At 64.5% G+C, this 22,622-nt stretch carries 20 protein-coding genes; 10 read left to right on the top strand and 10 right to left on the bottom strand.

Translation table 11 applies throughout. From position 1 onward, the window contains the following. Window positions 1-126 precede the first annotated feature (126 nt). From Q0687_RS13985 to Q0687_RS13970, 4 genes are all read left to right on the top strand, one after another. Window positions 127-789 (top strand): protein-L-isoaspartate O-methyltransferase, encoded by a 663-nt coding sequence (locus Q0687_RS13985; protein WP_298877574.1) that lies wholly within the window; start codon window positions 127-129, stop codon window positions 787-789. Between the two features lie 205 nt (window positions 790-994). Continuing rightward, complete coding sequence (locus Q0687_RS13980; RefSeq protein ID WP_298877750.1) at window positions 995-2,386, top strand: TolC family outer membrane protein; 1,392 nt, start codon at window positions 995-997, stop codon at window positions 2,384-2,386. 303 nt (window positions 2,387-2,689) lie between these two features. Beyond that, the gene (locus Q0687_RS13975; RefSeq protein ID WP_298877572.1) at window positions 2,690-3,463 is read left to right on the top strand and encodes a DUF2497 domain-containing protein; all 774 of its coding nucleotides are present in this window, start codon (window positions 2,690-2,692) and stop codon (window positions 3,461-3,463) included. A gap of 129 nt (window positions 3,464-3,592) precedes the next feature. Further along, a complete protein-coding gene (locus Q0687_RS13970; protein WP_298877570.1) occupies window positions 3,593-6,469 on the top strand; it encodes a valine--tRNA ligase in 2,877 nt (958 codons plus the stop codon). 92 nt (window positions 6,470-6,561) lie between these two features. On the opposite strand, the gene Q0687_RS13965 is transcribed toward Q0687_RS13970, so the two are convergent. Next, window positions 6,562-7,164: a DNA-3-methyladenine glycosylase gene (locus Q0687_RS13965; protein WP_298877568.1), complete on the bottom strand. Its 603-nt coding sequence runs from the start codon at window positions 7,162-7,164 to the stop codon at window positions 6,562-6,564. Between the two features lie 130 nt (window positions 7,165-7,294). Between Q0687_RS13965 and lipA the strand changes: the two genes are divergently transcribed. After that, window positions 7,295-8,251 (top strand): lipoyl synthase, encoded by a 957-nt coding sequence (gene lipA, locus Q0687_RS13960; RefSeq protein ID WP_298877566.1) that lies wholly within the window; start codon window positions 7,295-7,297, stop codon window positions 8,249-8,251. A gap of 6 nt (window positions 8,252-8,257) precedes the next feature. Further along, the gene (locus Q0687_RS13955; protein WP_298877564.1) at window positions 8,258-8,740 is read left to right on the top strand and encodes an SRPBCC family protein; all 483 of its coding nucleotides are present in this window, start codon (window positions 8,258-8,260) and stop codon (window positions 8,738-8,740) included. On the opposite strand, the gene Q0687_RS13950 is transcribed toward Q0687_RS13955, so the two are convergent. The 8 genes from Q0687_RS13950 to Q0687_RS13915 all read right to left on the bottom strand — a co-directional run bounded on the left by Q0687_RS13950 (window position 8,741) and on the right by Q0687_RS13915 (window position 15,909). Further along, on the bottom strand, window positions 8,741-9,556 hold the full coding sequence (locus Q0687_RS13950; protein ID WP_298877562.1) for a c-type cytochrome: 816 nt from the start codon (window positions 9,554-9,556) through the stop codon (window positions 8,741-8,743). Beyond that, the gene (locus tag Q0687_RS13945; protein ID WP_298877560.1) at window positions 9,556-11,178 is read right to left on the bottom strand and encodes a b(o/a)3-type cytochrome-c oxidase subunit 1; all 1,623 of its coding nucleotides are present in this window, start codon (window positions 11,176-11,178) and stop codon (window positions 9,556-9,558) included. The genes Q0687_RS13950 and Q0687_RS13945 overlap by 1 nt, the downstream gene beginning before the upstream one ends. Then, window positions 11,165-11,728: a cytochrome C oxidase subunit II gene (locus tag Q0687_RS13940; protein ID WP_298877558.1), complete on the bottom strand. Its 564-nt coding sequence runs from the start codon at window positions 11,726-11,728 to the stop codon at window positions 11,165-11,167. Before Q0687_RS13940 ends, Q0687_RS13945 begins: the two co-directional genes overlap by 14 nt. Further along, on the bottom strand, window positions 11,725-11,901 hold the full coding sequence (locus Q0687_RS13935) for a hypothetical protein (RefSeq protein ID WP_298877557.1): 177 nt from the start codon (window positions 11,899-11,901) through the stop codon (window positions 11,725-11,727). Before Q0687_RS13935 ends, Q0687_RS13940 begins: the two co-directional genes overlap by 4 nt. 8 nt (window positions 11,902-11,909) lie before the next feature. Continuing rightward, window positions 11,910-13,142, bottom strand: coding sequence for a cytochrome c (locus Q0687_RS13930; RefSeq protein WP_298877748.1), 1,233 nt, complete (start codon window positions 13,140-13,142; stop codon window positions 11,910-11,912). 11 nt (window positions 13,143-13,153) lie between these two features. After that, the gene (locus tag Q0687_RS13925; protein WP_298877556.1) at window positions 13,154-13,861 is read right to left on the bottom strand and encodes a c-type cytochrome; all 708 of its coding nucleotides are present in this window, start codon (window positions 13,859-13,861) and stop codon (window positions 13,154-13,156) included. Between the two features lie 254 nt (window positions 13,862-14,115). Further along, window positions 14,116-14,724, bottom strand: coding sequence for a CinA family protein (locus tag Q0687_RS13920; protein ID WP_298877554.1), 609 nt, complete (start codon window positions 14,722-14,724; stop codon window positions 14,116-14,118). A 3-nt stretch (window positions 14,725-14,727) separates the two neighbouring features. Further along, the gene (locus Q0687_RS13915) at window positions 14,728-15,909 is read right to left on the bottom strand and encodes a bifunctional 2-C-methyl-D-erythritol 4-phosphate cytidylyltransferase/2-C-methyl-D-erythritol 2,4-cyclodiphosphate synthase (protein WP_298877553.1); all 1,182 of its coding nucleotides are present in this window, start codon (window positions 15,907-15,909) and stop codon (window positions 14,728-14,730) included. Window positions 15,910-16,190: 281 nt separating this feature from the next. Between Q0687_RS13915 and dusB the strand changes: the two genes are divergently transcribed. Genes dusB through ntrC form a run of 3 tightly spaced genes read left to right on the top strand, consistent with a single transcriptional unit; the run spans window position 16,191 to window position 19,810 of the window. Next, window positions 16,191-17,192, top strand: coding sequence for a tRNA dihydrouridine synthase DusB (dusB, locus tag Q0687_RS13910; RefSeq protein ID WP_298877746.1), 1,002 nt, complete (start codon window positions 16,191-16,193; stop codon window positions 17,190-17,192). Continuing rightward, window positions 17,189-18,358 (top strand): nitrogen regulation protein NR(II), encoded by a 1,170-nt coding sequence (locus tag Q0687_RS13905; RefSeq protein WP_298877552.1) that lies wholly within the window; start codon window positions 17,189-17,191, stop codon window positions 18,356-18,358. Before dusB ends, Q0687_RS13905 begins: the two co-directional genes overlap by 4 nt. A 9-nt stretch (window positions 18,359-18,367) precedes the next feature. Continuing rightward, window positions 18,368-19,810: a nitrogen regulation protein NR(I) gene (gene ntrC, locus Q0687_RS13900; protein WP_057754959.1), complete on the top strand. Its 1,443-nt coding sequence runs from the start codon at window positions 18,368-18,370 to the stop codon at window positions 19,808-19,810. Between the two features lie 194 nt (window positions 19,811-20,004). Here the strand turns inward: ntrC and Q0687_RS13895 are convergent, their stop codons facing one another. After that, the gene (locus tag Q0687_RS13895; protein ID WP_298877550.1) at window positions 20,005-20,151 is read right to left on the bottom strand and encodes a hypothetical protein; all 147 of its coding nucleotides are present in this window, start codon (window positions 20,149-20,151) and stop codon (window positions 20,005-20,007) included. A 232-nt stretch (window positions 20,152-20,383) separates the two neighbouring features. Between Q0687_RS13895 and Q0687_RS13890 the strand changes: the two genes are divergently transcribed. Then, entirely contained in the window at window positions 20,384-22,606 is a 2,223-nt protein-coding gene (locus Q0687_RS13890) for a DUF3141 domain-containing protein (RefSeq protein WP_298877548.1), read from the top strand. Window positions 22,607-22,622: the final 16 nt, after the last annotated feature.

The following is a 22,622-nucleotide window of genomic DNA, read 5'->3' as shown; positions in this document are numbered from 1 at the left end:
TCCACGCCCGGGCGTTGCGCAGCCGTTGGCCGGCCGGCGAACGGACGTGTTGCGTTTTCGCAGAGCCTGTTCCAAAGATGCCGCCAACTTTTCTCCGCGGCATCGTCCGCCTTGCAGGGTCTGCAAATGTCCGGTTTCTCGACCGCGCGCCAGAAAATGGTCGATGGCCAGGTGCGCACCAATGACGTCACTGATCGCCGCATTCTCGATGCCATGTTCACGGTTCCCCGCGAGGCCTTCGTGCCGGCGAGCCGGCAGGCGCTGGCCTATCTCGACCTCGATCTCGACGTCAGTGAAGGCGCCTCCAAGCGCTATCTGATCAAGGCGGCGCTGACCGCGCGCCTGCTCCAGGCGGCCGAGATCGGCGAGGGTGACAGCGTGCTGGTGGTCGGCTGCGCGACCGGTTACGTCGCCGCGCTGACCGCGAAGCTTGCGCGCCAGGTCACGGCAACGGAAAGCGATTCGGCTCTAGCCGCGAAAGCGCAGGGTGCCTTCGCCTCGCTTGGGCTCACCAATGTCACCTGCAAGGCTGCTGCCTGTGCCGAAGGCGACCCGTCCGCGGCGCCCTATGACGTGATCGTCCTCAATGGGGCTACCGAAGTGACGCCGGACGGCTTGTTTGGCCAACTCAGGGAAGGCGGACGCCTGGTGGGGGTTTCGGCCGAATCCAGGCCATCGCGGGCCATGATCGTGACCCGCTCGCACGGCGAATTCGGCTATCGGCCGCTGTTCGACGCGGCTGCGCCGGTGCTGCCCGGCTTGGAACGGGCCGCCGCCTTCGTCTTCTGACGGCCGAAACCCCATTAAAATCCCGTTCTGAATCAGAAGTGTGGCCGGGATGCTGCACGTGAAGAGTTTCCACTGAGAACTACCCTGAGGTAGTTCCGTCGCGCTTGACCACGTCCTATGTTGCTGCGGGGCAACGACTCCACTCGGATACGGTAACCAGGCCCGCGGGCACGAGTCTGGCGTGAGAATGAACGGAATTTCAGGGATGCATGGGGTGAAGCTTTTCACCGGAGCCGCGGTTTCGGTTCTCCTGGCGGCGCTCGCCGGACCGACGCCTGCATTGGCGGATACGATCGAGGCTGCGCTCGTGCGCGCCTATCAGAACAATCCGCAGCTCAACGCGCAACGCGCGCAAGTGCGCTCGACCGACGAGAACGTGCCGCAGGCCCTGTCGGGCTATCGTCCCAGGGTCAATTTGAGCCTCTCCACTGGATATCAATACCAGGATATCCAGGCTATACAAAAAGGCTTGGCGATCCACAGCGACCCGCCCCTTCAACCAAACAGCGCCAGCCTGACCGTCAACCAGACGCTCTATAACGGCAATCAGACCGCCAATAGGACTCGCGCGGCGGAGAGCCAGGTCTCGGGGGCGCGCGAGGCATTGCGCGTGCTTGAGCAGACGGTCCTGCTGCAAGCCGCAACGGCCTATATGGACTACCTGCGCGATGCGGCAACGCTGGAGGTTCAGCGCAGCAACGTGCGCGTGCTCGAGCAGACGCTCAAGCAAACGCGCGATCGTTTCAACGTCGGCGAGGTGACGCGCACGGACGTGGCGCAATCCGAAGCTCAGCTGGCCGCCGGCAGAACGCAGGCCCTGACCGCCGAATCAAATCTGACAACGACGCGCGCCAACTTCCGTCGGATCATTGGGAACGAGCCGTCGAATCTTGCCCCGGGCTCACCGGTCGATCGCTTCCTGCCCGGCTCGATCGCCTCCGCGGTCAATCTCAGCCTGGTGGAGAACCCCAACGTCACGGCCGCGATGTACGGCATCGACGTCAACTATCTCCAGGTGAAGATCAACGAAGGCGCGCTGCTGCCGACCGTCACGGTCCAGGCTGGTGTCAGCACGGCCTACCAGCAGCAGCTGACGATTTTCCGAACCAGTAGCGCCTCTGCAATCGCGACGGCGTCCGTGCCGATCTTTCAGGGCGGAGCTGAATATGCGCTGATCCGCCAGTCCAAGGAAAATCTGGCGCAACAGCGTCTCAACCTTGAAACTACCCGAGATCAAGCCCGCGCCAACGTCGTACAGGCCTGGGGTCAGCTGGAAGCCGGCAAGGCACAGGTGCAGTCCGCCCAGGCGCAGGTCACCGCGTCCGAGATCGCGCTGAACGGTGTGCGCGAAGAAGCCAAGGCAGGTCAGCGTACGACCCTCGACGTCCTCAACGCCCAGCAGGCGCTGGTCAATGCGCGCGTCGCGCTGGTCACCGCACAGCACGATCGGGTCGTTGCATCCTACAACGTGCTCAGCGCCGTTGGCCGCCTTGCACCGCAAGTGCTCGGGCTCAGCACCACGGTCTACGATCCGAGCGTGCACTACCAGCAGGTCCGCGACAGCTGGGTCGGCGTGCGTACGCCCGACGGACGCTGATGGCCGTAGTTCACCGGTCGGCCTCGCAAACTGCAGAGTCCGACCGGCGCTTTGCTTGCAATCGTCAAAAGCTCTGACATAGCCTTGCCAAGATGCTGCTGGTCGATTCGGCCCGCATCCGATGTTGCGTGCTTAATGCTTGAGTGATGGGGCAGGGGCGCGCCGCCTCACGTTGAGCCGTGATCTGGGGACAAGTCTGGCTGTCGCGACGAAAATGTCGGACGACGCATCCGGAACCGGCCAATGCCGTCGTGCTTGGTGTAAAACAACGCATGCGAGGGCGTTGATGATGTGGAGTCGGAGATGACGCAGCCTGCAAAGGTCACAGAACCCTCCATGGAGGAGATTCTGGCCTCGATCCGGCGCATCATTGCCGATGATGAGGCCAAGCCGCCGCCCGCAGAGGCTGCAAAGCCCGCACCTGCGCCCGCAGCAAAACCGATGGCCGACATTCCTCCGTCGAAGCTTGCACCCGCAAAACCTGCGGCGGAAAAGCCCGCGCCGCCGCCGGCCGCCAAGCCTGCGCCGCCACCGCCGCCCGCGCCCGCCGCTGATGCCGGCCCCAACAACCAGGACGACATCGACGCGCTGCTGGCGGGGCTCGACGAAGCCACATCTGCGCCTGAGGTACGGGCGCCTGAACCGGAGCCGGAGCCCGAACCTGAGCCTGAGCCTGACGTGCTCGAACTGACCGACGATATGGCGATGGATCCAGAGCCGACCCCGGCGCCGCCGCCGCCGAGCGTCCGGAAGGTCGAGCCGCGCGACGATCTGGAATTCGCCGAGGCGCCGCCGCCGCGTCCGGCGCCTCCACCGTCCTACGCGCCTGTTGATTACGACGCGCCGCCGCTGCCGCCGCAGCAGCCGATTCTGGCCCAGTCGACCGTCTCGGCGGTCGAATCCGCCTTCAACTCGCTGGCCCACACGGTGCTCAGCAGCAACGCGCGCACGCTCGAGGATCTGGTCAAGGAGATGCTCCGCCCGATGCTGAAATCCTGGCTCGACGACAATCTGCCGGGCCTGGTCGAACGCATCGTGAAGGCCGAAATCGAGCGGGTCTCGCGCGGCGGCCGCTGAACCGGGCCCCACGGCCCCGATAAAGCTCTGCTCCTGTGTCATACAAGACCTGCCGGTCGGGCCGGAAAGCCCTTTTGCCGCTGAGCTTTCCGTTGACTTGAACCCCGCGCGCGGCTTTCTAGCAGCCCCATGATCGAGAAAAACTACCGACCCGCCGATATCGAAGCCCGCATGTCCGTCGTGTGGGAGGACAGCCTCGCCTTCAAGGCCGGCCGTCCCGACCGCCGCGACGCGGTGCCCTTCACCATCGTGATCCCGCCGCCGAACGTGACGGGCTCGCTGCACATGGGCCACGCCCTCAACAATACGCTCCAGGACATCCTGTGCCGGTTCGAGCGCATGCGCGGCCGCGACGTGCTGTGGCAGCCCGGTACCGACCATGCCGGCATCGCCACCCAGATGGTGGTTGAGCGCCAACTGATGGAGCGCCAGCAGCCCGGCCGCCGCGAGATGGGCCGTGAGAAGTTCCTGGAGCGGGTCTGGCAGTGGAAGGCCGAAAGTGGCGACACCATCATCAACCAGCTCAAGCGCCTCGGTGCCTCCTGCGACTGGTCGCGCGAGCGTTTCACCATGGACGAGGGCCTGTCCAAGGCCGTCATCAAGGTGTTCGTCGAGCTGCACCGCGAAGGGCTGATCTACAAGGACAAGCGGCTGGTGAACTGGGACACCAAGCTCTTGACCGCGATCTCCGATCTCGAAGTGCAGCAGACCGAGGTGAAGGGCCACCTCTGGTATCTGCGCTATCCGATCGAGGGCAAGACGTTCGATCCAGAGGATCGCTCGACCTTCATCGTGGTCGCCACGACGCGGCCCGAGACCATGCTCGGCGACACCGGCGTAGCCGTGCATCCCGAGGACGAGCGCTATCAGAAGCTGATCGGCAAGAACGTGGTCCTGCCGCTGGTCGGTCGCAAGATCAGGATCGTCGCCGACGAATATTCCGATCCCGAGAAGGGCTCGGGCGCGGTGAAGGTGACGCCGGCGCACGACTTCAACGACTTCGAGGTCGGCAATCGCCACGGCCTGCGCCGCATCAGCGTGTTGGACAAGGAGGGCTGCCTCGACCTCATCGACAACGAAGATTATTTGAAGGGCCTGCCGGAGGGTGCTTCGCAGTTCGCCGAGGAATTCAACAAGGTCGACCGCTTCGCGGCGCGCAAGCGCATCGTCGAGCGGCTGGAGTCGTTCGGCTTCGTCGAGCGGATCGAGCCGCACACCCACATGGTGCCGCACGGCGATCGCTCGAACAGCGTGATCGAGCCGTATCTGACCGACCAGTGGTACGTCGACGCCAAGACGTTGGCGAAGCCTGCGATCGCGGCGGTGCGTTCGGGCGAGACGACCTTCGTGCCGAAGAATTGGGAAAAGACCTATTTCGAGTGGATGGAGAACATCCAGCCCTGGTGCATCTCGCGCCAGCTCTGGTGGGGCCATCAAATCCCGGCCTGGTACGGCCCCGACGGCAAGGTCTTCGTCGCAGAGACAGAGGAAGAGGCGATCAGCCACGCGCTCGGCTATTACGTCGAGCAGGAAGTGATCACGGCCGAGCAGGGCCGCGAGATGGCGCTCGACCGCAACAAGCGCGAGGGCTTCATCACGCGCGACGAGGACGTGCTCGACACCTGGTTCTCCTCGGCGCTGTGGCCGTTCTCGACGCTCGGCTGGCCTGAAGATGCGCCCGAGGTGCAGCGCTACTACCCGACCAACGTGCTGGTGACAGGTTTCGATATCATCTTCTTCTGGGTCGCCCGGATGATGATGATGGGCCTTCATTTCATGAAGGAGATCCCGTTCTCGACGATCTACATCCACGCCCTCGTCCGCGACGAGAAGGGCGCCAAGATGTCGAAGTCGAAAGGCAATGTCATCGATCCGCTCAACCTGATCGACGAATTTGGTGCCGACGCGCTGCGCTTCACGCTGGCCGCGATGGCCGCGCAAGGGCGCGACATCAAGCTCGCCACCAGCCGAGTCGAGGGCTACCGCAATTTCGCGACCAAGCTCTGGAACGCCTCGCGCTTCGCCGAGATGAACCATTGCGCCTTACCCGATGGGTTCGAGCCGGCCAAGGCCAAGGAAACGCTGAACCGCTGGATCGCGCATGAGAGCGCGCACACCACGCGCGAAGTGACCGAAGCCATCGAAGCCTATCGCTTCAACGATGCTGCCGGCGCGATCTATCGTTTCGTCTGGAACGTCTATTGCGACTGGTATGTCGAACTCGCCAAGCCCGTCCTGCTCGGCCCTGACAGCCCCGCCAAGGACGAGACCCGCGCCATGGTGGCCTGGGCGCGCGACGAGATCCTGAAGCTGCTGCACCCCTTCATGCCCTTCATCACCGAAGAGCTGTGGGAAGTGACAGCCAAACGCGACGGCCTGCTTGCACTGGCTGACTGGCCTCTGAAGCGGACCGAGCCGACACCGGAGCAACTTGCGATGCTTGCGGCCGCGGCCGGACCGACCGATCCGCTGGTCTCGCCGGCGTTCGTGATGCCGATCTTCGACCATGCCGACTTCACCGATCCCAAGGCGGAGGCGGAGATCGGCTGGGTGATCGATCTGGTCACGCAAATCCGCTCGGTCCGCGCCGAGATGAACATTCCGCCGGCCACGCTGACGGCGCTGGTGCTCGCGGGTGCCTCGGCAGAAACCAAGGAACGCGCGCCGCGCTGGACTGACGTCATTAAGCGCATGGCCCGGCTGTCCGAGATCTCCTTCGCCGACCGCGCACCTGACGGCGCCGTTCAGCTGCTCGTTCGAGGTGAGGTGGCCGCGCTGCCGATCAAGGGCGTGGTCGACGTGGCCGCCGAGCGCACGCGTCTCGACAAGGAGATCGCGAAGGCCGACGCCGACATCAAGCGTGCCGAGTCCAAGCTCGCGAACGAAAAGTTCGTGGCCAACGCGGCCGAAGAGGTCGTCGAGGAGGAGCGCGAAAAGCGCGAGGCGGCGCTGGCCCGGAAGGCCAAGCTGCTCGAGGCGCTGGAGCGGCTGAAGCAGGCGTCGTAACCTCGTCGTCATTCCGGAGCGATGCGGAGCATCGAATCCGGAACCTCGACGTTCCGGGTTCGCGTCTTCGACGCGCCCCGGAACGACAACAGCTATCTCGGAAACGGCTTGCTGAGGAATTTCGAGCCCCTGACGCCATAGCGCCAGGGCAGCTCAACCGCCTTGGTGATGCCGATCCGGATGCCGGTCGCGACTTCGACATCCTCGGTCCGCGCATGCAACGCGATCGGAGGACGATCGAGGGGCAGGGTGTTGTGCGCGATGGTGATGCCGAGCGCCTCGGTCAGCTTGCCCGGGCCCGAGCACAGGGCGTGCACCTCCTGGAGGTGACGGCGGCGGCGCATCGCGGCGAGGCCATGCGTTGGCTCCAGCGCGCGGATCAGCACGGCGGCGGCCGAGCCTGCCGCCTCGCAGACGAAGTTGACGCACCAATGGATGCCGTAGGAGCGGTAGACATAGGCAAAGCCGGGCGGACCGAACATGATCTGGTTCCGCGGCGTCGGACCATTGTAGGAGTGCGCCGCCGGCTCGGTATGATGATAGGCCTCGACCTCGACGATGACCCCGCCGACGCCGTCGACCAGCATGGTCGCGCCGATCAGGTCGCGGGCAACCTCGCGGACGTCGCGATCGAAAAAGCTGCGCTTCAGGGCCTTGCCGAGCCGGGGTGTGGGCGTCTTCGAGACTGGAGCCATTCGAGGTGAGAATCGCCTGAGAACAGAGCAGGATATTGCCCATATCTGCCATGTTCCCTGAGGCGGCGCGAGCCGGGTTGCGGCAGGCAGCCAGACCGACTAGGTAGGACCTGAACAGACCGGACAGATCATGGTCGTTATTGTCGATACCATCACGAACCCGCTGCGCCCGCGCCACCCTGAAAAGGTGAATCGCCCTGATTCCGCTTCGCCGCCGAAGCCGGACTGGATCCGCGTGCGCGCGCCCAACACCCGCGGCTATGCCGACACCCGCAACATCGTGCGCGCCAACGGGCTGCACACGGTGTGCGAGGAGGCCGGCTGCCCGAATATCGGCGAGTGCTGGGACAAGAAGCACGCCACCTTCATGATCATGGGTGACACCTGCACCCGGGCCTGCGCCTTCTGCAACGTCAAGACCGGCCTGCCCAACGCGCTGGATGCGGCCGAGCCGCACAACGTCGCCGAGGCTGTCGCCAAGCTCGGCCTCGCCCACGTCGTCATCACCTCGGTCGACCGCGACGATCTCGCCGACGGCGGCGCCGAGCATTTTGCCCAGACCATCCGTGCCATCCGCGCCGCGTGTCCTTCGACCACGATCGAGATCCTGACGCCGGACTTCCTGCGCAAGGAAGGCGCGCTCGAAATCGTCGTGGCTGCGCGGCCCGACGTCTTCAACCACAATCTCGAGACCGTGCCGTCGCGCTATCTCACGGTGCGGCCTGGCGCGCGCTATTTCCACTCGATCCGGCTGCTGCAGCGGGTCAAGGAGCTCGATCCCGCCATCTTCACCAAGTCAGGCATCATGGTTGGCCTGGGCGAAGAGCGCCACGAGGTGCAGCAGGTGATGGACGACTTACGCTCCGCCGACGTCGACTTCCTCACCATCGGGCAATATCTCCAGCCGACCCGCAAGCATCACGCCGTGATGCGCTACGTGCCGCCGGACGAGTTTTCGTCGTACGAAAAGGTCGCCTACACCAAGGGCTTCCTGATGGTATCGGCGAGCCCGCTGACCCGTTCGTCGCATCACGCCGGCGAGGATTTTGCGCGACTGAAGGCGGCGCGGGCAGCTAGCACCCGCTGAACTGATATGCCCAAATTTTCGAGCAAGCGCCGTGTCAATCACAGCGCATCCGAGATGTTTGATCTGGTCGCCGATGTCGAGCGCTATCCGGAATTCGTGCCGCTGTGCAGCGCGCTGAAGATCCGCCAGCGCATGGCCAAGCCCGATGGCACCGAGGTGCTGGTCGCCGACATGACGGTGTCGTTCAAACTGGTGAAAGAGTCCTTCACCAGCCGCGTCACGCTCGACCGCGCCAATCTGAAGATCCTGGTGGAATATCTGCAAGGTCCGTTCAGCAATCTCGAAAACCGCTGGACGTTCGAGCCGAAGGGCCAGCAGGACGGCAATGAATTCTGCGACGTCGGCTTCTTCCTCGCCTATGAGTTCAAGAGCCGCATGCTGGCGATGCTGATGGGCTCGATGTTCGACGCGGCCTTCGCGCGCTTTTCCATCGCGTTCGAAAAACGGGCGGATGCGATCTACGGCCGGCCGAAGCTGGCGTCGTCGTAATCAATCCACCGCCTTCACCACCTCCGGCGGCTGCGAAGCATAGTACGCCGCGGCGGCCTCGATCTCCTGCGGCGTCATCGCGCGGGCGATGTTGCGCATCTGCTGGCTGATATCGTTGTGGCGTTCGCCGGACGCAAACGCCTGGAGCTGCGCCTTCATGTAGGCCTCGGATTGTCCCTCGAGCCACGGGCTTCCGGTCTTGTTGTCGAGGCTGCCATGGCAGGCGCCGCAGGGCGCGATGCCGCGCATCGGCGCGCCGTAAATGACGATGTTCGGCTTCGGCAATTGCGGCGTCGGGTGATAGGCCGGCAGCCGCGGCAGATAGGCGTAATAGTTTGAGAGATCGGCGATTTCTTCATCGGTGAGGTTGACGGCGAACGGCGACATCACGGCATTGGAGCGCGCGCCCGAGCGGAAATCGAACAGCTCCTTGTAGATCACGGCGGCATATTGGCCGGCAAGGTTGGGCGAATCCGCCCGACTGATTCCGGTCGGCCCGTGGCAGATCGCACAACGCTGCGCCAGCGTCGCGCCACGACCGATGGCCTCCTGGCTCGGACGCGACAGCGTGTGCGAGGTCAGCACCACCTCCGACAGGCGTTTGGCCTGTTCGGGCGCCGTGACGCTCGCAGCGCGTTGTGGCACGCCGGCCGCGCTGCAGATCGCGTCCCAGACATTGGCGAACTGGACCCAGGGCTGTGCGAAAGGCAGCACGATGAAGCCGGCAATCGCCGTCAAGATCAGGATCGCGGCGGTGATGCCGACGCCACGCGCGAAGTGCGGATTGCTGAAGGTGAAGAGGTCGCGCGTGCCCATCACTGCGCTCCCACATAGACGGCCGGCACCGATGTTCCCGCCGTGGTCGCGAGATTGAGGATTGGATAGCCATAATTGGTGATGGTGAGCGCGATCATCAGCGCCACCCACAGCGCATGGGTGTTGAGCGCAACCGGCACGGTCGTCGGCTGGTGCACGGCGATCGCAAAGCGATAGGCGCCGGCGTCTGCCTGAGGAGCGCGCATGCCGCGGGCAAGGATGACCAGGAACAGGATGCCCGAGGCCAGGAGAATGAAGCCGCCGATCACGGAGAAAATCACCGACAGCGCCTGCGGCGCGATGGCGGGATCGCCGAAGTCGAAATAGGCCATGCGGCGCGGCATGCCCAGGATGCCAACCCAGTGCCACGGGAAGGTCGTGACGATCATGCCGATGAACCACAGCCAGAGCTGCGTGCGGATCAGCCTGACATCGATCATCTCGCGGCCCGTCAGATGCGGCCAGAGGTCATAGGCGATCGCAAAATACATGATCACGATGGCGCCACCGAAGATCAGGTGGAAATGGCCGGTGATCCATTGCGTGTTGTGGATCGACGCATCGAGCTGATAGCTCATGTTGATGAGCCCGCCCGCGCCGCCGAAGCCGAGCATGACGAACGAGAACGCCAGCGCCAGCAGCATCGGATTGTCCCAGGGCAGGGCCCTGATCCAGCCGAACAGGCCGCGGCCGCCGCGCAGGCGCGCAGCGATCTCTACCGAGGCGCATATCGTGAACACCGTCAGCAGCGTCGGCAGTGCGACCAGCGCCGTGAAGGCCGAATGGATGAACTTGAAGCCGGCGCCGACCTGCGGATCGGCGAACGTGTGGTGCATGCCGATCGGCATCGCCACCACCAGGAACAGGATGAAAGAGATCCGCGCCATGGTGTCGGAATAGACCCGGCCGCCGATCGCGCGCGGCACGATGGTGTAATAGGCGATATAAGTCGGCATCAGCCAGAAATAGACGATGGCATGCAGCGTCCACGAGAAGAAGATACGGGCGAGGCCGGCATCGATCGTGTTCTTCAGCCCCGCCGCGACGGGGATGATCTGGAGCAGCAGCTCGAGCGCGGCGCCGACCGCGGTCCAGGCCCACAGATATGAGCCCGCGACGTTGGCGAACATGGCGAGCGGCACTGGCGCACCGGGATGGGCGTTGCGCCAGACGCGCAGATTGATCGACATCAGCGCGACCCAGATCCAGGAGCCGACAACGACCAGGACGACGCCGAGGTAGTAGAACAGATTGCCGATCAGCGGCGGATAGAACGTGTAGAGCACGGAGGCGCGCCCCAGCGCGATCGGGGTCACCGCCATGACGCTGCCGAAGACGATCAGCCAGAATCCTGTCCAGGCCCAGCGCACGCCGACCAGGCGCTGCTCCAGCGCGGATTCGCTAATGGCGTAGCCGAAACCCATCGCGACCAGCGTCGGGAACACGTAGCCCATCACTGTGCCGTGGGCAGTCAGCGAGCGGTAGTAGAGCTCCGGGTTCGAGAGCCAGGTGCCGATCGGACTGCGGATGAACATCTGCCAGGCGCCGAGCGTCAGCGCGACGCCAAACACGGCGAAGGCAAACGAGAAATGGGCGAGGATGAGCTTCCTATTGGCCAACACAGCTCAGCCTCCCGTCGGACTTCGCGCGGGATGCGAAGTCGGTCTTGTCGATTACCTTGACTTTACCCCACATGCCCTCATGGCCGAAGGAGCAGAACTCCTGGCACGGCATCAGATAGTCGCCCGTCCTGGCAAAGCGCATCAGCTGCTCGGAAATGTAGCCCGGCACCAGCATGGTGTTGACGTTGGTACCCTGGATCAGGATGCCGTGAACGACGTCGGCGCTGGTGGCGCGCAGCGTGATCGGCGTATCGACGGGCACCACGATGCAGGCCGGCGTGAAGGAATATTGCTGCCCGATCGCCCGCACGGTGACATTGCCGTTGGCCTCCAGCACGCTGCCGAGATTGCTCTCGACGAATTCGCCTGTGAGATGAATGCGCGACGGATCGGTGGTCTCGACACGCGGCTGCGGCATGGTGGCCTGATGGATGCCGGCGAAAGCCGCCAGCAGCGCCATGCCCACGATGATGAGGACGGCAATGGCGGCCCAGCGTCGCTCGACGCGGGCGGCGACCTCGACGCTGCCATGGGTGTCTTCTGCGCTCATTGCAGCGGCCCTCGCGGCAAGAAGACGAACAGATAGAACGCAAGCCACATCGCCACCACGCAAGCCGTGGCGATGCCGGCGACCACGATCGCGCCGGACGGTCCTTGCGCGACGACTTCCTCGACGGCCTGGTCGGCGGCCGCCGGGCTGGTCGGCTGATCGGAGTTGAACATGATGCCTCTCAGTTCAGCGGTGCGGAACGCAGCTCGTTGGCCTCGCGCGCCGAGACCGGCGTACCGCGATTGCCCCAGGCCGTGCGAATGTAGGAGACGACGGCGGCGACCTCGTTGTCGGAGAGGAGGCCGGCGAAGGGCGGCATGCCGTAAGGCATCGGGTTGCCCTTGGTACCCGGCGGATAGCCGCCATTGAGCACCATGCGGATCGGGTTGACGGCGGACTGCATCTCGATCGACTGGTTGTTGGCGAGCGGCGGCCAGTGCGGCGGCTTGCCTTCGCCCTGCGTCCCATGACAGCTCGCGCAGTCCTTATCGTAGACGGTCTTGCCGAGGCTGATCAGCAGGCTGCTCTCGGTGTTCGGCAGCACCGTGCTCGCCGGCGGCGGCGTCGAGCCTTCCGCGATGCCCTTCAGGTACACCGCCATCGCCTTGGTGTCGGCGTCGTCGAGATATTGCAGGCTGTTGTGCACGACCTCGGCCATCGGACCGTAGACCACGCCACGCGCGGAGACGCCGGTCTGGAGCAGGTCGGTGATGTCCTTGATGCTCCAGTCGCCGAGACCCGCCTCACGGTTGGAGGTGAGCGAGGGCGCGTACCAGTTCTGCATCGGGATCAGGCCGCCCTTGAAGGCGTCCGATTGCGACGTGCCGCCGAGCGCATTGATCGGCGAATGGCACATGCCGCAATGGCCGAGGCCTTCGACCAGATAGGCACCGCGATTCCATTCGGCCGATTTCGTCGGATTGGGCTTGAATTCGCCCTCGCTGAAGAACAGCGTGCGCCAGCCCAAAATGAGCTGCCTGTTGTCATAAGGGAAGCGCAGCTCGTGCGGCCGGTTCTTCTGGTTCACCGGCGCGATGGAACGCAAATACGCGAAAATCGCGTCGCTATCGGCGCGGGTCACCTTGGTGTAGGAGGCGAATGGCATTGCCGGATAGATCAGCCCGCCGTCCGGATAGCGCCCGCTATGCATGGTCTTGTAGAAATCGTCGGCGCTCCATTTGCCAATTCCCGTGTCGGGATCCGGCGTGATGTTCGAGGTGTAAAGCGTGCCGAACGGCGTCGGCATGGCGCGGCCGCCGGCGAACAGGCGCCCCTCGGGCGCGGTGTGACAGGCCGTGCAGTCACCAGCGCGGGCGAGATACTCGCCACGCGCGATGATGTCCTTGTCCTGTGCCTGCACAGACGTGGTGAACGCGGCGAGAGCGAGGAGTGCGATCGAGAGTTTCGAGCCCATCATCCGCCTCGTCAGTTGGGCTGGCTGCCACAGCCGAAGGGCAGTGCGTAGGTGCCTTTGGCCACGGGAGCAGGATTGTCGAGGGCAGGGCGTGTCGCAAGCCAGGCCGCGACCGCGGTGACGTCGGCCTCGGTCAGATGGCCGGCGACGAGCTGCATGCAGTCGGGCGATTTCGCCGTGCGGGTGCCGTAGCGCCAGGCACCCAGCTGGGCGCTGATATAGGCGGCGCGCAAGCCGAGCAGGCCGGGGATGCCGGGCTGCATGCCCGTGAGGCCCGGGCCGTGACAGCTGACGCAAGCTGGGATGTTGCGGCTAGCATCGCCGCTGGTCGCGAGCTGCTCGCCTTGCGCGAGGACCTCCTTGCTGACGTCGCTCGGCACGGGCTGCGGCAGCGCCGGGTGCTCCCCAGCAAAATATTCTGCCATCGCCTCCAGATACGGATCAGGCAAGAACTCCAGCAGATAGTTCATCGGTGGGTATTTGCGCCGGCCGCTGCGGAAGGCAAGGAGCTGGTTGTAGAGGTAGCCGGCCGGCTTGCCGGCGAGGCGCGGGAAATAGACGTCGCTGGTACCTTCGCCCTTATTGCCGTGACAGGGCGTGCAGGCCTCGACCCGGGCCGCCATCGTATCCGGCGCCTGATTGGCCGTCTGCGCAGCCGCACCATCAAAGGCGGCCAAAGTGACAACGAGTACGGCCGAAGCCGCGACGCGAGCGAACACCTTGTCGCCCTCCACAAGGCTGGTCCGGTTGATTCCGGAGCACAACGTAGAGCGGCATTATTGCGCCAATATTTTTCCGCGCAAGGTCGCAGGAGCGCGATGACATTTGGTCGCGTCCGCTGCATCGCACATGACGATCGAATTCGACAGAAATGCATGCCTTTTTGAAAACTGGAGATGACGCATGCAAGAGGGTGTAGGTTCGTGGGTGGGTTAGCGTCAGCGTAATCCACCCTGCAAAATGCCGGTGCGCCTCAGCCCCGCGGCGAGCGTGGCGGCCGGCGCTTTGTCGCATGCCTGCGCGGCGTGCGCGTGACGCGGGGACGCAGGCGGCTCGCGGCAGCGCGTTGCGGCTTGGCTGCGACTTGCGGGCCGCGGGCGAGCTCCATCAGCATGCGCAGGGCTTCGACCACCGAGCGCTGGCGCACCGCGGTCCGGCCGATCGCGCCAAAACGTTGCTCGCGATGGATGATGCGGCCGTCGCGCGCGGCGGCGGCGAAATGGACAAGGCCGACCGGCTTGCCCGGCGTTGCGCCGCCGGGACCCGCGATTCCCGTGATGGCAACGGCAAGATCGACATCCGCGCGTTCAAGCGCGCCGACCGCCATCGCGGTCGCGGTTTCCTTGCTGACTGCGCCGAAATTGGCGAGAGTGCCTGCTTCGACGCCGAGCATCGCGCGCTTGGCCTCATTGGAATAGGTGACGAAGCCGCGGTCGATGACGTCAGACGAGCCGGGGATGTCGGTCAGCGCGCCGGCGACGAGGCCGCCGGTGCAGGACTCGGCGGTCGCGATCGTCAGCTTGCGCATCCGGCACAAATCGAGCAGCGAGCGGGAGAGGGCGCGTGCGTCGCTGCCGCCCATGACCTACAGGCTCCAGGGCAGGCGGATGGTGGCACTCGCGGTTGCCGCGATGCCTTCCTCGCGCCCGGTGAAGCCGAGCCGCTCGCTGGTGGTCGCCTTCACCGCAACGCGCGAGATGTCGACGCCTGATATCTCGGCGATGCGCGCGCGCATGACGTCCCGCAGCGGACCGATCTTCGGCCGCTCGCAGATCATGGTGACCTCGAGATTGGCGACGCGGCCGCCGCGCGCCGTGACGCGCTCGATGGCGTATTTCAGGAACTGGTCGGAGGAGGCGCCCTTCCACTTCGCATCGCTCGGCGGGAAGTGCGAACCAATGTCGCCGTCGGCGAGCGCGCCGAGGATGGCATCGACCAGCGCATGCAGCCCGACATCGCCGTCGGAATGTGCCAGGAAGCCTTTCGTGTGCGGCACGCGCACGCCGCAGAGCATGAGATGGTCGCCTTCACCGAAGGCGTGCACGTCGTAGCCCGTGCCGGTCCTGATGTCGCCGAGCAGGCTGGCCAGGCGCGCTTCCTCGCGCACGAAATCTTCGGGAGTGGTGAGCTTCATATTGGCAACATCGCCTTCAAAGGTCGCAACCGTCAATCCCGCCCATTCGGCGATCGCGGCATCATCGGTGAAATCGGATCGACCGTCCTTGGCCGCGCGATGATGCGCCTCGAGGATGACATCGAAACGAAAGGATTGCGGCGTCTGAGCGATTCGCAGACCGGCCCTGTCTGGCGTGTCCTCGACGTTGCCATCGGCGCTCGTGACCTTGATGGTGTCGGTGACGGGGACGACGGGGATCGCCGCGCCAGTGCGGCTTGCCGCCTCGATGGCGCGCGAGATCACGCTCGCTGACACGAAGGGCCGCGCGGCGTCATGGATCAGGACGATGTCGGGCTTGTGCTTCGCAAGCGCTTCGAGACCCGAGAGCACCGAGGCCTGGCGCGTTGCGCCACCATTGGTCGGTGCCTCGTGCTTGAGCCCTGCGACCGCTGCCGTGAACATGGCGCTGTCGTCGGGGTTCACCACCGGCTGCACGGCGAACACATCGGGATGCGTGCTGAACGCTTCCATGGCGCGGTAGATCACGGGCACGCCGCCAATCTCCCGGTATTGCTTGGGGCCACCGGCGCCTGCGCGAAGGCCACGTCCGGCCGCGACGAGAACGACTGCGGTGCGCTGTGATTTCGCCATAGGACTCAAATATTCAACTGCTAAGGGGAGTAGGGGGAGTGAGGTGATTGCCGGCATGCCTCTAGCACGGCAGGCCCGCAAAAAAAGGGGGTTTCCCGGGATCGTGGGATTCAGCATTTTGCTGCACTGCACTTGAAAGATCTGCAGAACTGTCTAAACTGTAGGCATGACGCTTGACTGCACAAGAATTGTGCGCAAGATAGGTCATGGCAGGCGCGATGAGGCGCCGCCCACGCAACGAGACCCCTGTGACCGGCTCGGTAGTATCAGGCTCTAAGCCGTTGAAAATAGGCGATATTGAAATCGCCAATCCGGTCTTCCTGGCACCGATGTCGGGAGTGACAGACTCGCCCGTCCGCCGGTTGGCCGCCGAGCTGGGGGCCGGTCTGGTCGTCTCCGAAATGACCGCCAGCGACGAGCTCGCCAATGGCCACCGCATGTCGCGGTTGCGCTGCGAAGCGACGGGTGTTGGGCCTCATGTGGTCCAGCTCGCCGGCTGCGAGGCGCATTGGATGGCGGAGGGTGCCCGGATCGCCGAAGCCGAAGGCGCCGACATCATCGACATCAACATGGGCTGTCCGGCCCGTCACGTTACCGGCGGCCAGTCGGGCTCGGCCCTGATGCGCGATCTCGATCACGCCGTCAGCCTGATCGAAGCGACGATATCAGCGGTGAACGTGCCGGTGACGCTGAAGATGCGGCTCGGCTGGGACGATCGCACCCGCAACGCGCCTGAGCTGGCGCGACGCGCAGAGGCCGCCGGCGTCAAGCTCGTCACCGTTCACGGCCGCACCCGTTGCCAGTTCTACAAAGGCGAGGCCGATTGGGATGCGATCCGCGCTGTGCGCGAGGCGATCTCCATTCCGCTCGTCGTCAACGGCGACATCACGTCTTTCGAGAAGGCGCTCGCGGCGCTCGAGGCCTCCGGCGCCGATGCCGTGATGATCGGTCGCGGCGCCAATGGCCAGCCCTGGCTGCCCGGCGAGATCGGGCGACGGCTGAACGGTGGGGCGGCTGAAGCCGCGCCCTCGCTCGCGACGCAGCTGCATTATGTCCGCACGCTCTATGAGGGCGTCTGCGCGCTCTACGGCCTGCGTGTCGGCCTCAGGCACGCGCGCAAACATCTCGGCTGGGCGCTCGATGTTGCTGCCGAAGCCAGTGGTGCGCCGGTCGAGACGCTAAAGGCCTGGCGCCAGAAGATTTTGACGTCCGAGGATCCCGGGCTCGTCCACCGCTCGCTGCAGGATGCCTTCGACGATTTTGCATGGAGCGCTGCTGCATGAGCTCAGCCGCCGACCATCGCAAGCCCGCCGACAGCGACGCGATTCTCGATGCCTTGCCCAATCCCGTGTTGATGATCGGGCCGGACGGCAAGATCGTTGCCGCCAACATCGCGACCGAAGCGTTCTTCGAAATCTCGACACAGTTCCTGAAGCGTCAGTCGCTGAAAGAGCTGGTGCCGTTTGGCAGCCCCTTGCTCGCGCTGATCGACCAGGTGCGGTCGTCGAACTCGCCGGTCAACGAATACAAGGTCGATTTGGGCACGCCGCGCATGGGCGGCGACCGGCAGGTCGATCTGCATGTCGCCCCGCTCACCGAGCGGCCCGGCCACATCGTGGTGATGCTGCAGGAGCGCTCCATCGCTGACAAGATGGATCGCCAGCTCACCCACCGCAGCGCTGCGCGCTCGGTGATTGCGCTAGCAGCGATGCTCGCGCATGAGATCAAGAATCCGCTCTCGGGCATCCGCGGCGCCGCGCAGCTCCTGGAGCAGCAGGCGTCCTCGGAAGACCGCATGCTGACCCGCCTGATCTGCGACGAGGCCGATCGCATCGTCACGCTGGTCGACCGCATGGAGGTGTTCGGCGACGAACGCCCGGTGGTGCGCGGTCCCGTCAACATCCATTCCGTGCTGGATCACGTGAAGCGGCTGGCGCAATCGGGCTTTGCCCGTAACATCCGCTTCATCGAGGATTATGATCCCTCGCTGCCGCCGGTGCTGGCCAATCAGGACCAGCTGATTCAGGTGTTCCTCAATCTGGTGAAGAATGCCGCCGAAGCGCTGATCGACGTCCCCGACGCCGAGATCCAGCTTACCACCGCGTTCCGCCCCGGCGTGCGCCTGTCAGTCCCCGGTCAAAAATCCCGGGTATCCCTGCCGCTCGAATTCTGCGTGAGGGACAATGGACCAGGCGTGCCGGACGACCTTCTGCCCAATTTGTTCGACCCGTTCGTGACCACCAAGCAGACCGGCTCTGGCCTCGGTCTTGCTCTGGTCGCCAAGATCGTGGGCGATCACGGGGGCATCATCGAATGCGAGTCTCAGCCGCGCAAGACCACCTTCCGCGTGCTGATGCCGATGTACTCGACATCGGCAAAGACCACAGATCACAGCAGTCGCGACGGCTCTGCCGGGAAGTCGTCGTCTGCATCACAGGGGGCAAGATGAGGATTAACGATGCCCGCAGGTAGCATTCTCGTAGCTGATGACGACACCGCCATCCGCACGGTTCTCAACCAGGCACTTTCCCGGGCCGGGTATGAAGTCAGGCTGACCGGCAACGCCGCGACGCTGTGGCGCTGGGTCAGCCAGGGAGAGGGCGATCTCGTCATCACCGACGTGGTGATGCCGGATGAAAACGCCTTCGACCTGTTGCCGCGGATCAAGAAGATGCGGCCGAATTTGCCCGTCATCGTCATGAGCGCGCAAAACACTTTCATGACGGCGATCCGCGCCTCCGAGCGCGGTGCCTATGAATATCTGCCAAAGCCCTTCGATCTGAAGGAGCTGATTGCGATCGTCGGCCGCGCGCTCGCCGAGCCGAAGGAGCGGGTCGCAACGGCGGACGATGACGCCGAGATGGAGGCGATCCCGCTGGTCGGCCGCTCGCCGGCGATGCAGGAAATCTACCGCGTGCTCGCGCGGCTGATGCAGACCGATCTCACCGTGATGATCACGGGTGAATCAGGCACCGGCAAGGAGCTGGTGGCGCGCGCGCTGCACGATTACGGCAAGCGCCGCAACGGCCCGTTCGTCGCGGTCAACATGGCGGCGATCCCACGCGACCTCATTGAATCCGAGCTGTTCGGCCATGAGCGCGGCGCCTTCACCGGCGCCAACACGCGGGCGTCCGGCCGGTTCGAGCAGGCCGAAGGCGGCACGCTGTTCCTCGACGAGATCGGCGACATGCCGATGGAGGCGCAGACCCGCCTGCTGCGCGTGCTGCAGCAGGGCGAATACACCACCGTCGGCGGCCGTACCCCGATCAAGACCGACGTGCGCATCGTCGCGGCCTCCAACAAGGATCTGCGCGTGCTGATCCAGCAAGGGCTGTTCCGCGAGGATCTGTTCTTCCGCCTCAACGTCGTGCCGCTGCGGCTGCCGCCCTTGCGCGAGCGCATTGAGGATCTGCCGGATCTGGTGCGTCACTTCTTCGCGCTCGCCGAGAAGGACGGATTGCCGCCGAAGAAGCTCGATGCCTTGGCGCTGGAGCGGATGAAGCAGCACCGCTGGCCCGGCAACGTGCGCGAGCTCGAGAACCTGGCGCGCCGTCTCGCCGCGCTCTATCCGCAGGACGTGATCACGGCGTCCGTTATCGACGGCGAGCTGGCGCCGCCCTCGGTCAGTCCGGGTGCCGCGGTCCAGCAAGGCGTCGACAATCTCGGCGGCGCGGTGGAGGCCTACCTCTCATCGCACTTCCAGGGCTTCCCGAACGGCGTGCCGCCGCCGGGCCTCTATCACCGCATTCTCAAGGAAATCGAGGTGCCGCTGTTGACGGCCGCGCTCGCCGCCACCCGTGGCAACCAGATCCGCGCCGCCGATCTGCTCGGCCTCAATCGCAACACGCTGCGGAAGAAGATCCGGGACCTCGATATCCAGGTTTACAGGAGCGGGGGGTAGCCTCGCGCGACAAACGCGGCGTGACAAACGCTAAACGCATTTGCGCGACGGTGGCTCAGCTCCCCCTACCACAGCGGAGCTGAGCCTGTCCGGATCGCGCTGGCCGTTCGTGGCAGGCGCGGATATCAGAAGTCCTGGTCAGGCTGAAATGTTCCGCTGGAACATTCGAATACGTCGCAGGGGCAGCCTCGCACCTATCTGAGCATGCGGGCTGCGACCGGCTGGATGTTGGCCAGCTCGGCGGTCTGATCCTGCCTGCTTGGCCCGTTGACCAGGAGGTCAGAGGCCACAATCAGCAGCAGCACCGCCGAAACCATCGTTGCGAGGAAGAACCTATCCATGCCGGGTCAAGCCGGAAGGGGCTGAGTCTGTTCCGGCCGGAACCCTAACTCGGGTTGTTTGCAGGAGGTTTCAGAATAGGGTTCCCGACATTCTGCCAGGCGAGGCATCCATCGTCACGACGATGAAGACTGCACGATCGCAAGGCCGGCGCCGAACGTGACTATTGACCTATATCAACTTCAATTCTGGCCCGTCCCCTTTGAATGACCTCACGCGACAGTGAGGTCGAACATGCCGACGGAAAATCTGAAACTGCCCGATGGTCCCCTGTCGGGGCTGGTCGCATCGGCCGTAGAATATCTGGTCGATGCGGGACAGCGCAGCGTGCTGTTCCTGGACATCATGCGCCAGCGCGGCGATCAGTATCGCGAGCACATCGCGCAGACCGCGCCGCATGTGCTGCAATATGCCGCCGAATTGATCACGGACGGTCGCACGCTCGACGATCCCGTGAACTACGCGCTGGTCCGCATCATCCCGCCGAAAGGCGTTGAGATCGACATGACCCGACGGCCGTTCGTCGTGGTCGACCCGCGGGCCGGCCACGGCCCGGGCATCGGCGGCTTCAAGGCCGACAGCGAGATCGGCGTCGCGATGAAGGCGAGCCATCCCTGCTATTTCATCGGGTTCCTGCCTGAGCCCATGCCGGGCCAGACGATCGAGCGCATCGCACGGGCCGAAGCAAAATTTCTTGAAACCGTCATCAGCCGTCACCCCGACGCCGACGGTAAGCCGTGTGTGATCGGCAACTGTCAGGCCGGATGGGCCGTCATGATCCTGGCCTCGCTGCGGCCGGAGCTGTTCGGACCGCTGATCATCGCCGGCGCACCGCTCGCCTATTGGGCCGGTGTCCACGGTCAATATCCGATGCGCTACTCCGGTGGTCTCTTGGGCGGAAGCTGGCTCACGGCGCTGACGAGCGACCTCGGCGCCGGCAAGTTCGACGGCGCCTGGCTGGTACAAAACTTCGAGAACCAGAACCCGTCGAACACGCTCTGGACCAAGCAATACAACGTCTATTCCAAGGTCGATACCGAGGCCGAGCGCTACCTCGACTTCGAACGCTGGTGGGGCGGTCACGTCAACCTCAATGCCGAAGAAATCCAGTTCATCGTCGACGAGCTCTTCATCGGCAACAACCTTGCGGCCGGCCGGATCGAGATGTCGGACGGCGAGAAAGTCGACTTGCGCAATATCCGTTCGCCGATCGTGGTGTTCTGCTCCAAAGGCGACAACGTCACGCCGCCTCAGCAGGCGCTGGACTGGATCCTAGACTGCTATGCCGACGTCGATGAGATCAGGGCCTATGGACAGACCATCGTCTATAGCGTTCACGACAGCATCGGCCATCTCGGCATCTTCGTATCCGGTGGCGTGGCGAAGAAGGAGCATGCCGAGTTCTCGAGCAACATCGATTTGATCGATGTGCTGCCGCCTGGCCTCTATGAGGCGACGTTCGAGGCCCGGGGCGAGGAGACGCTCAACAGCGATCTCGCCGTGGGGCAGTGGGTGATGCGCTGCGAGGCGCGGACGCTCGACGATGTCAGGGCCATGGGCGGCAACTCGCCGGAGGACGAGCGGCGCTTTGCCGCCGCCAAGCGCGTCTCCGAACTCAATCTGGCGGCCTACCAGAAATTCCTGCGGCCGCTGGTGAAGGGCATGGTGACGCCGCAACTGGCGGAATGGGCCCACAAGATGCACCCGCTGCGGCTGCAATATGAGGTCTTCAGCAGCGAGAATCCCTGGATGGCCACGATGAAGTCGGCTGCCGACCGTGTCGAGGAAAATCGCAAGCCGGTCTCGAAGGACAATCCTTTCCTGGCCTTCCAGGAGCAGATGTCGAAGCAGATCGTCCATGCGCTCGACAGCTGGCGCGACGCTCAGGAGGCGCTGAGCGAAACCGTCTTCCTCAACGTCTATGGTTCGCCGGTGCTGCAGGCTGCCCTCGGCGTCGACCCGAATTCGGCGCCGTCGCGCCGTCGCGAGATGTCGGCCGAGCATCAAGCGATGCTCGCAAAGCGCATTGCCGAGCTGAAATCTCGTATCGGTGAGGGCGGCATTCGCGAGGCTGCGCTCCGTGCGCTGCTCTATGTCGGCTCCGCGCGCGGCATGATCGACGAGCGCAGCATCGAGGCGCTGCGGCAGGTTCGACGCGACCATTCCGGCCCGCGCATGACGCTGTCCGAGTTCAAGATGCTGGTGCGCGAGCAGTTTTTCATGCTGTTGCTCGATCGCGAAGCCGCCCTTGCGGCAATCCCCGGATTGCTGCCTGACGACATGAACCAGCGGCGCGCAGCCTTTTCCGCGATGCGCGAAATACTGTCGGCGAGCGCGGAAATCACCGGCGAGCGCGCCAAGCGCCTCAAGCAGGTCGCCGAACTCTTCGGTTTGGAGGGGGAAGGAGAGTTGACGTCGAAAGTCGCCCCTTTCGACCCTCAAGCGAGAGCTTCGTAACACGCATTGGTGGAAT

Origin of the sequence: uncultured Bradyrhizobium sp., assembly GCF_936928535.1 — a bacterium.
GTDB lineage: Bacteria > Pseudomonadota > Alphaproteobacteria > Rhizobiales > Xanthobacteraceae > Bradyrhizobium.
This window is presented reverse-complemented; position numbering and strand designations above follow the sequence as displayed.

What these genes read in the sequence shown, in the direction of transcription:
- Q0687_RS13920 (WP_298877554.1), bottom strand. Translation starts at nt 14,724, where the DNA reads ATGGGCGGCAGCGACGCACGCGCCCTCTCCCGCTCGCTGCTCGATTTG.
- Q0687_RS13915 (WP_298877553.1), bottom strand. Translation starts at nt 15,909, where the DNA reads ATGGCGAAATCACAGCGCACCGCAGTCGTTCTCGTCGCGGCCGGACGT.
- Q0687_RS13930 (WP_298877748.1), bottom strand. Translation starts at nt 13,142, where the DNA reads ATGGGCTCGAAACTCTCGATCGCACTCCTCGCTCTCGCCGCGTTCACC.
- ntrC (WP_057754959.1), top strand. Translation starts at nt 18,368, where the DNA reads ATGCCCGCAGGTAGCATTCTCGTAGCTGATGACGACACCGCCATCCGC.
- Q0687_RS13965 (WP_298877568.1), bottom strand. Translation starts at nt 7,164, where the DNA reads ATGGCTCCAGTCTCGAAGACGCCCACACCCCGGCTCGGCAAGGCCCTG.
- Q0687_RS13985 (WP_298877574.1), top strand. Translation starts at nt 127, where the DNA reads ATGTCCGGTTTCTCGACCGCGCGCCAGAAAATGGTCGATGGCCAGGTG.
- Q0687_RS13935 (WP_298877557.1), bottom strand. Translation starts at nt 11,901, where the DNA reads ATGTTCAACTCCGATCAGCCGACCAGCCCGGCGGCCGCCGACCAGGCC.
- Q0687_RS13890 (WP_298877548.1), top strand. Translation starts at nt 20,384, where the DNA reads ATGCCGACGGAAAATCTGAAACTGCCCGATGGTCCCCTGTCGGGGCTG.
- Q0687_RS13895 (WP_298877550.1), bottom strand. Translation starts at nt 20,151, where the DNA reads ATGGATAGGTTCTTCCTCGCAACGATGGTTTCGGCGGTGCTGCTGCTG.
- Q0687_RS13905 (WP_298877552.1), top strand. Translation starts at nt 17,189, where the DNA reads ATGAGCTCAGCCGCCGACCATCGCAAGCCCGCCGACAGCGACGCGATT.
- lipA (WP_298877566.1), top strand. Translation starts at nt 7,295, where the DNA reads ATGGTCGTTATTGTCGATACCATCACGAACCCGCTGCGCCCGCGCCAC.
- Q0687_RS13975 (WP_298877572.1), top strand. Translation starts at nt 2,690, where the DNA reads ATGACGCAGCCTGCAAAGGTCACAGAACCCTCCATGGAGGAGATTCTG.
- Q0687_RS13970 (WP_298877570.1), top strand. Translation starts at nt 3,593, where the DNA reads ATGATCGAGAAAAACTACCGACCCGCCGATATCGAAGCCCGCATGTCC.
- Q0687_RS13955 (WP_298877564.1), top strand. Translation starts at nt 8,258, where the DNA reads ATGCCCAAATTTTCGAGCAAGCGCCGTGTCAATCACAGCGCATCCGAG.
- Q0687_RS13950 (WP_298877562.1), bottom strand. Translation starts at nt 9,556, where the DNA reads ATGGGCACGCGCGACCTCTTCACCTTCAGCAATCCGCACTTCGCGCGT.
- Q0687_RS13940 (WP_298877558.1), bottom strand. Translation starts at nt 11,728, where the DNA reads ATGAGCGCAGAAGACACCCATGGCAGCGTCGAGGTCGCCGCCCGCGTC.
- Q0687_RS13980 (WP_298877750.1), top strand. Translation starts at nt 995, where the DNA reads ATGCATGGGGTGAAGCTTTTCACCGGAGCCGCGGTTTCGGTTCTCCTG.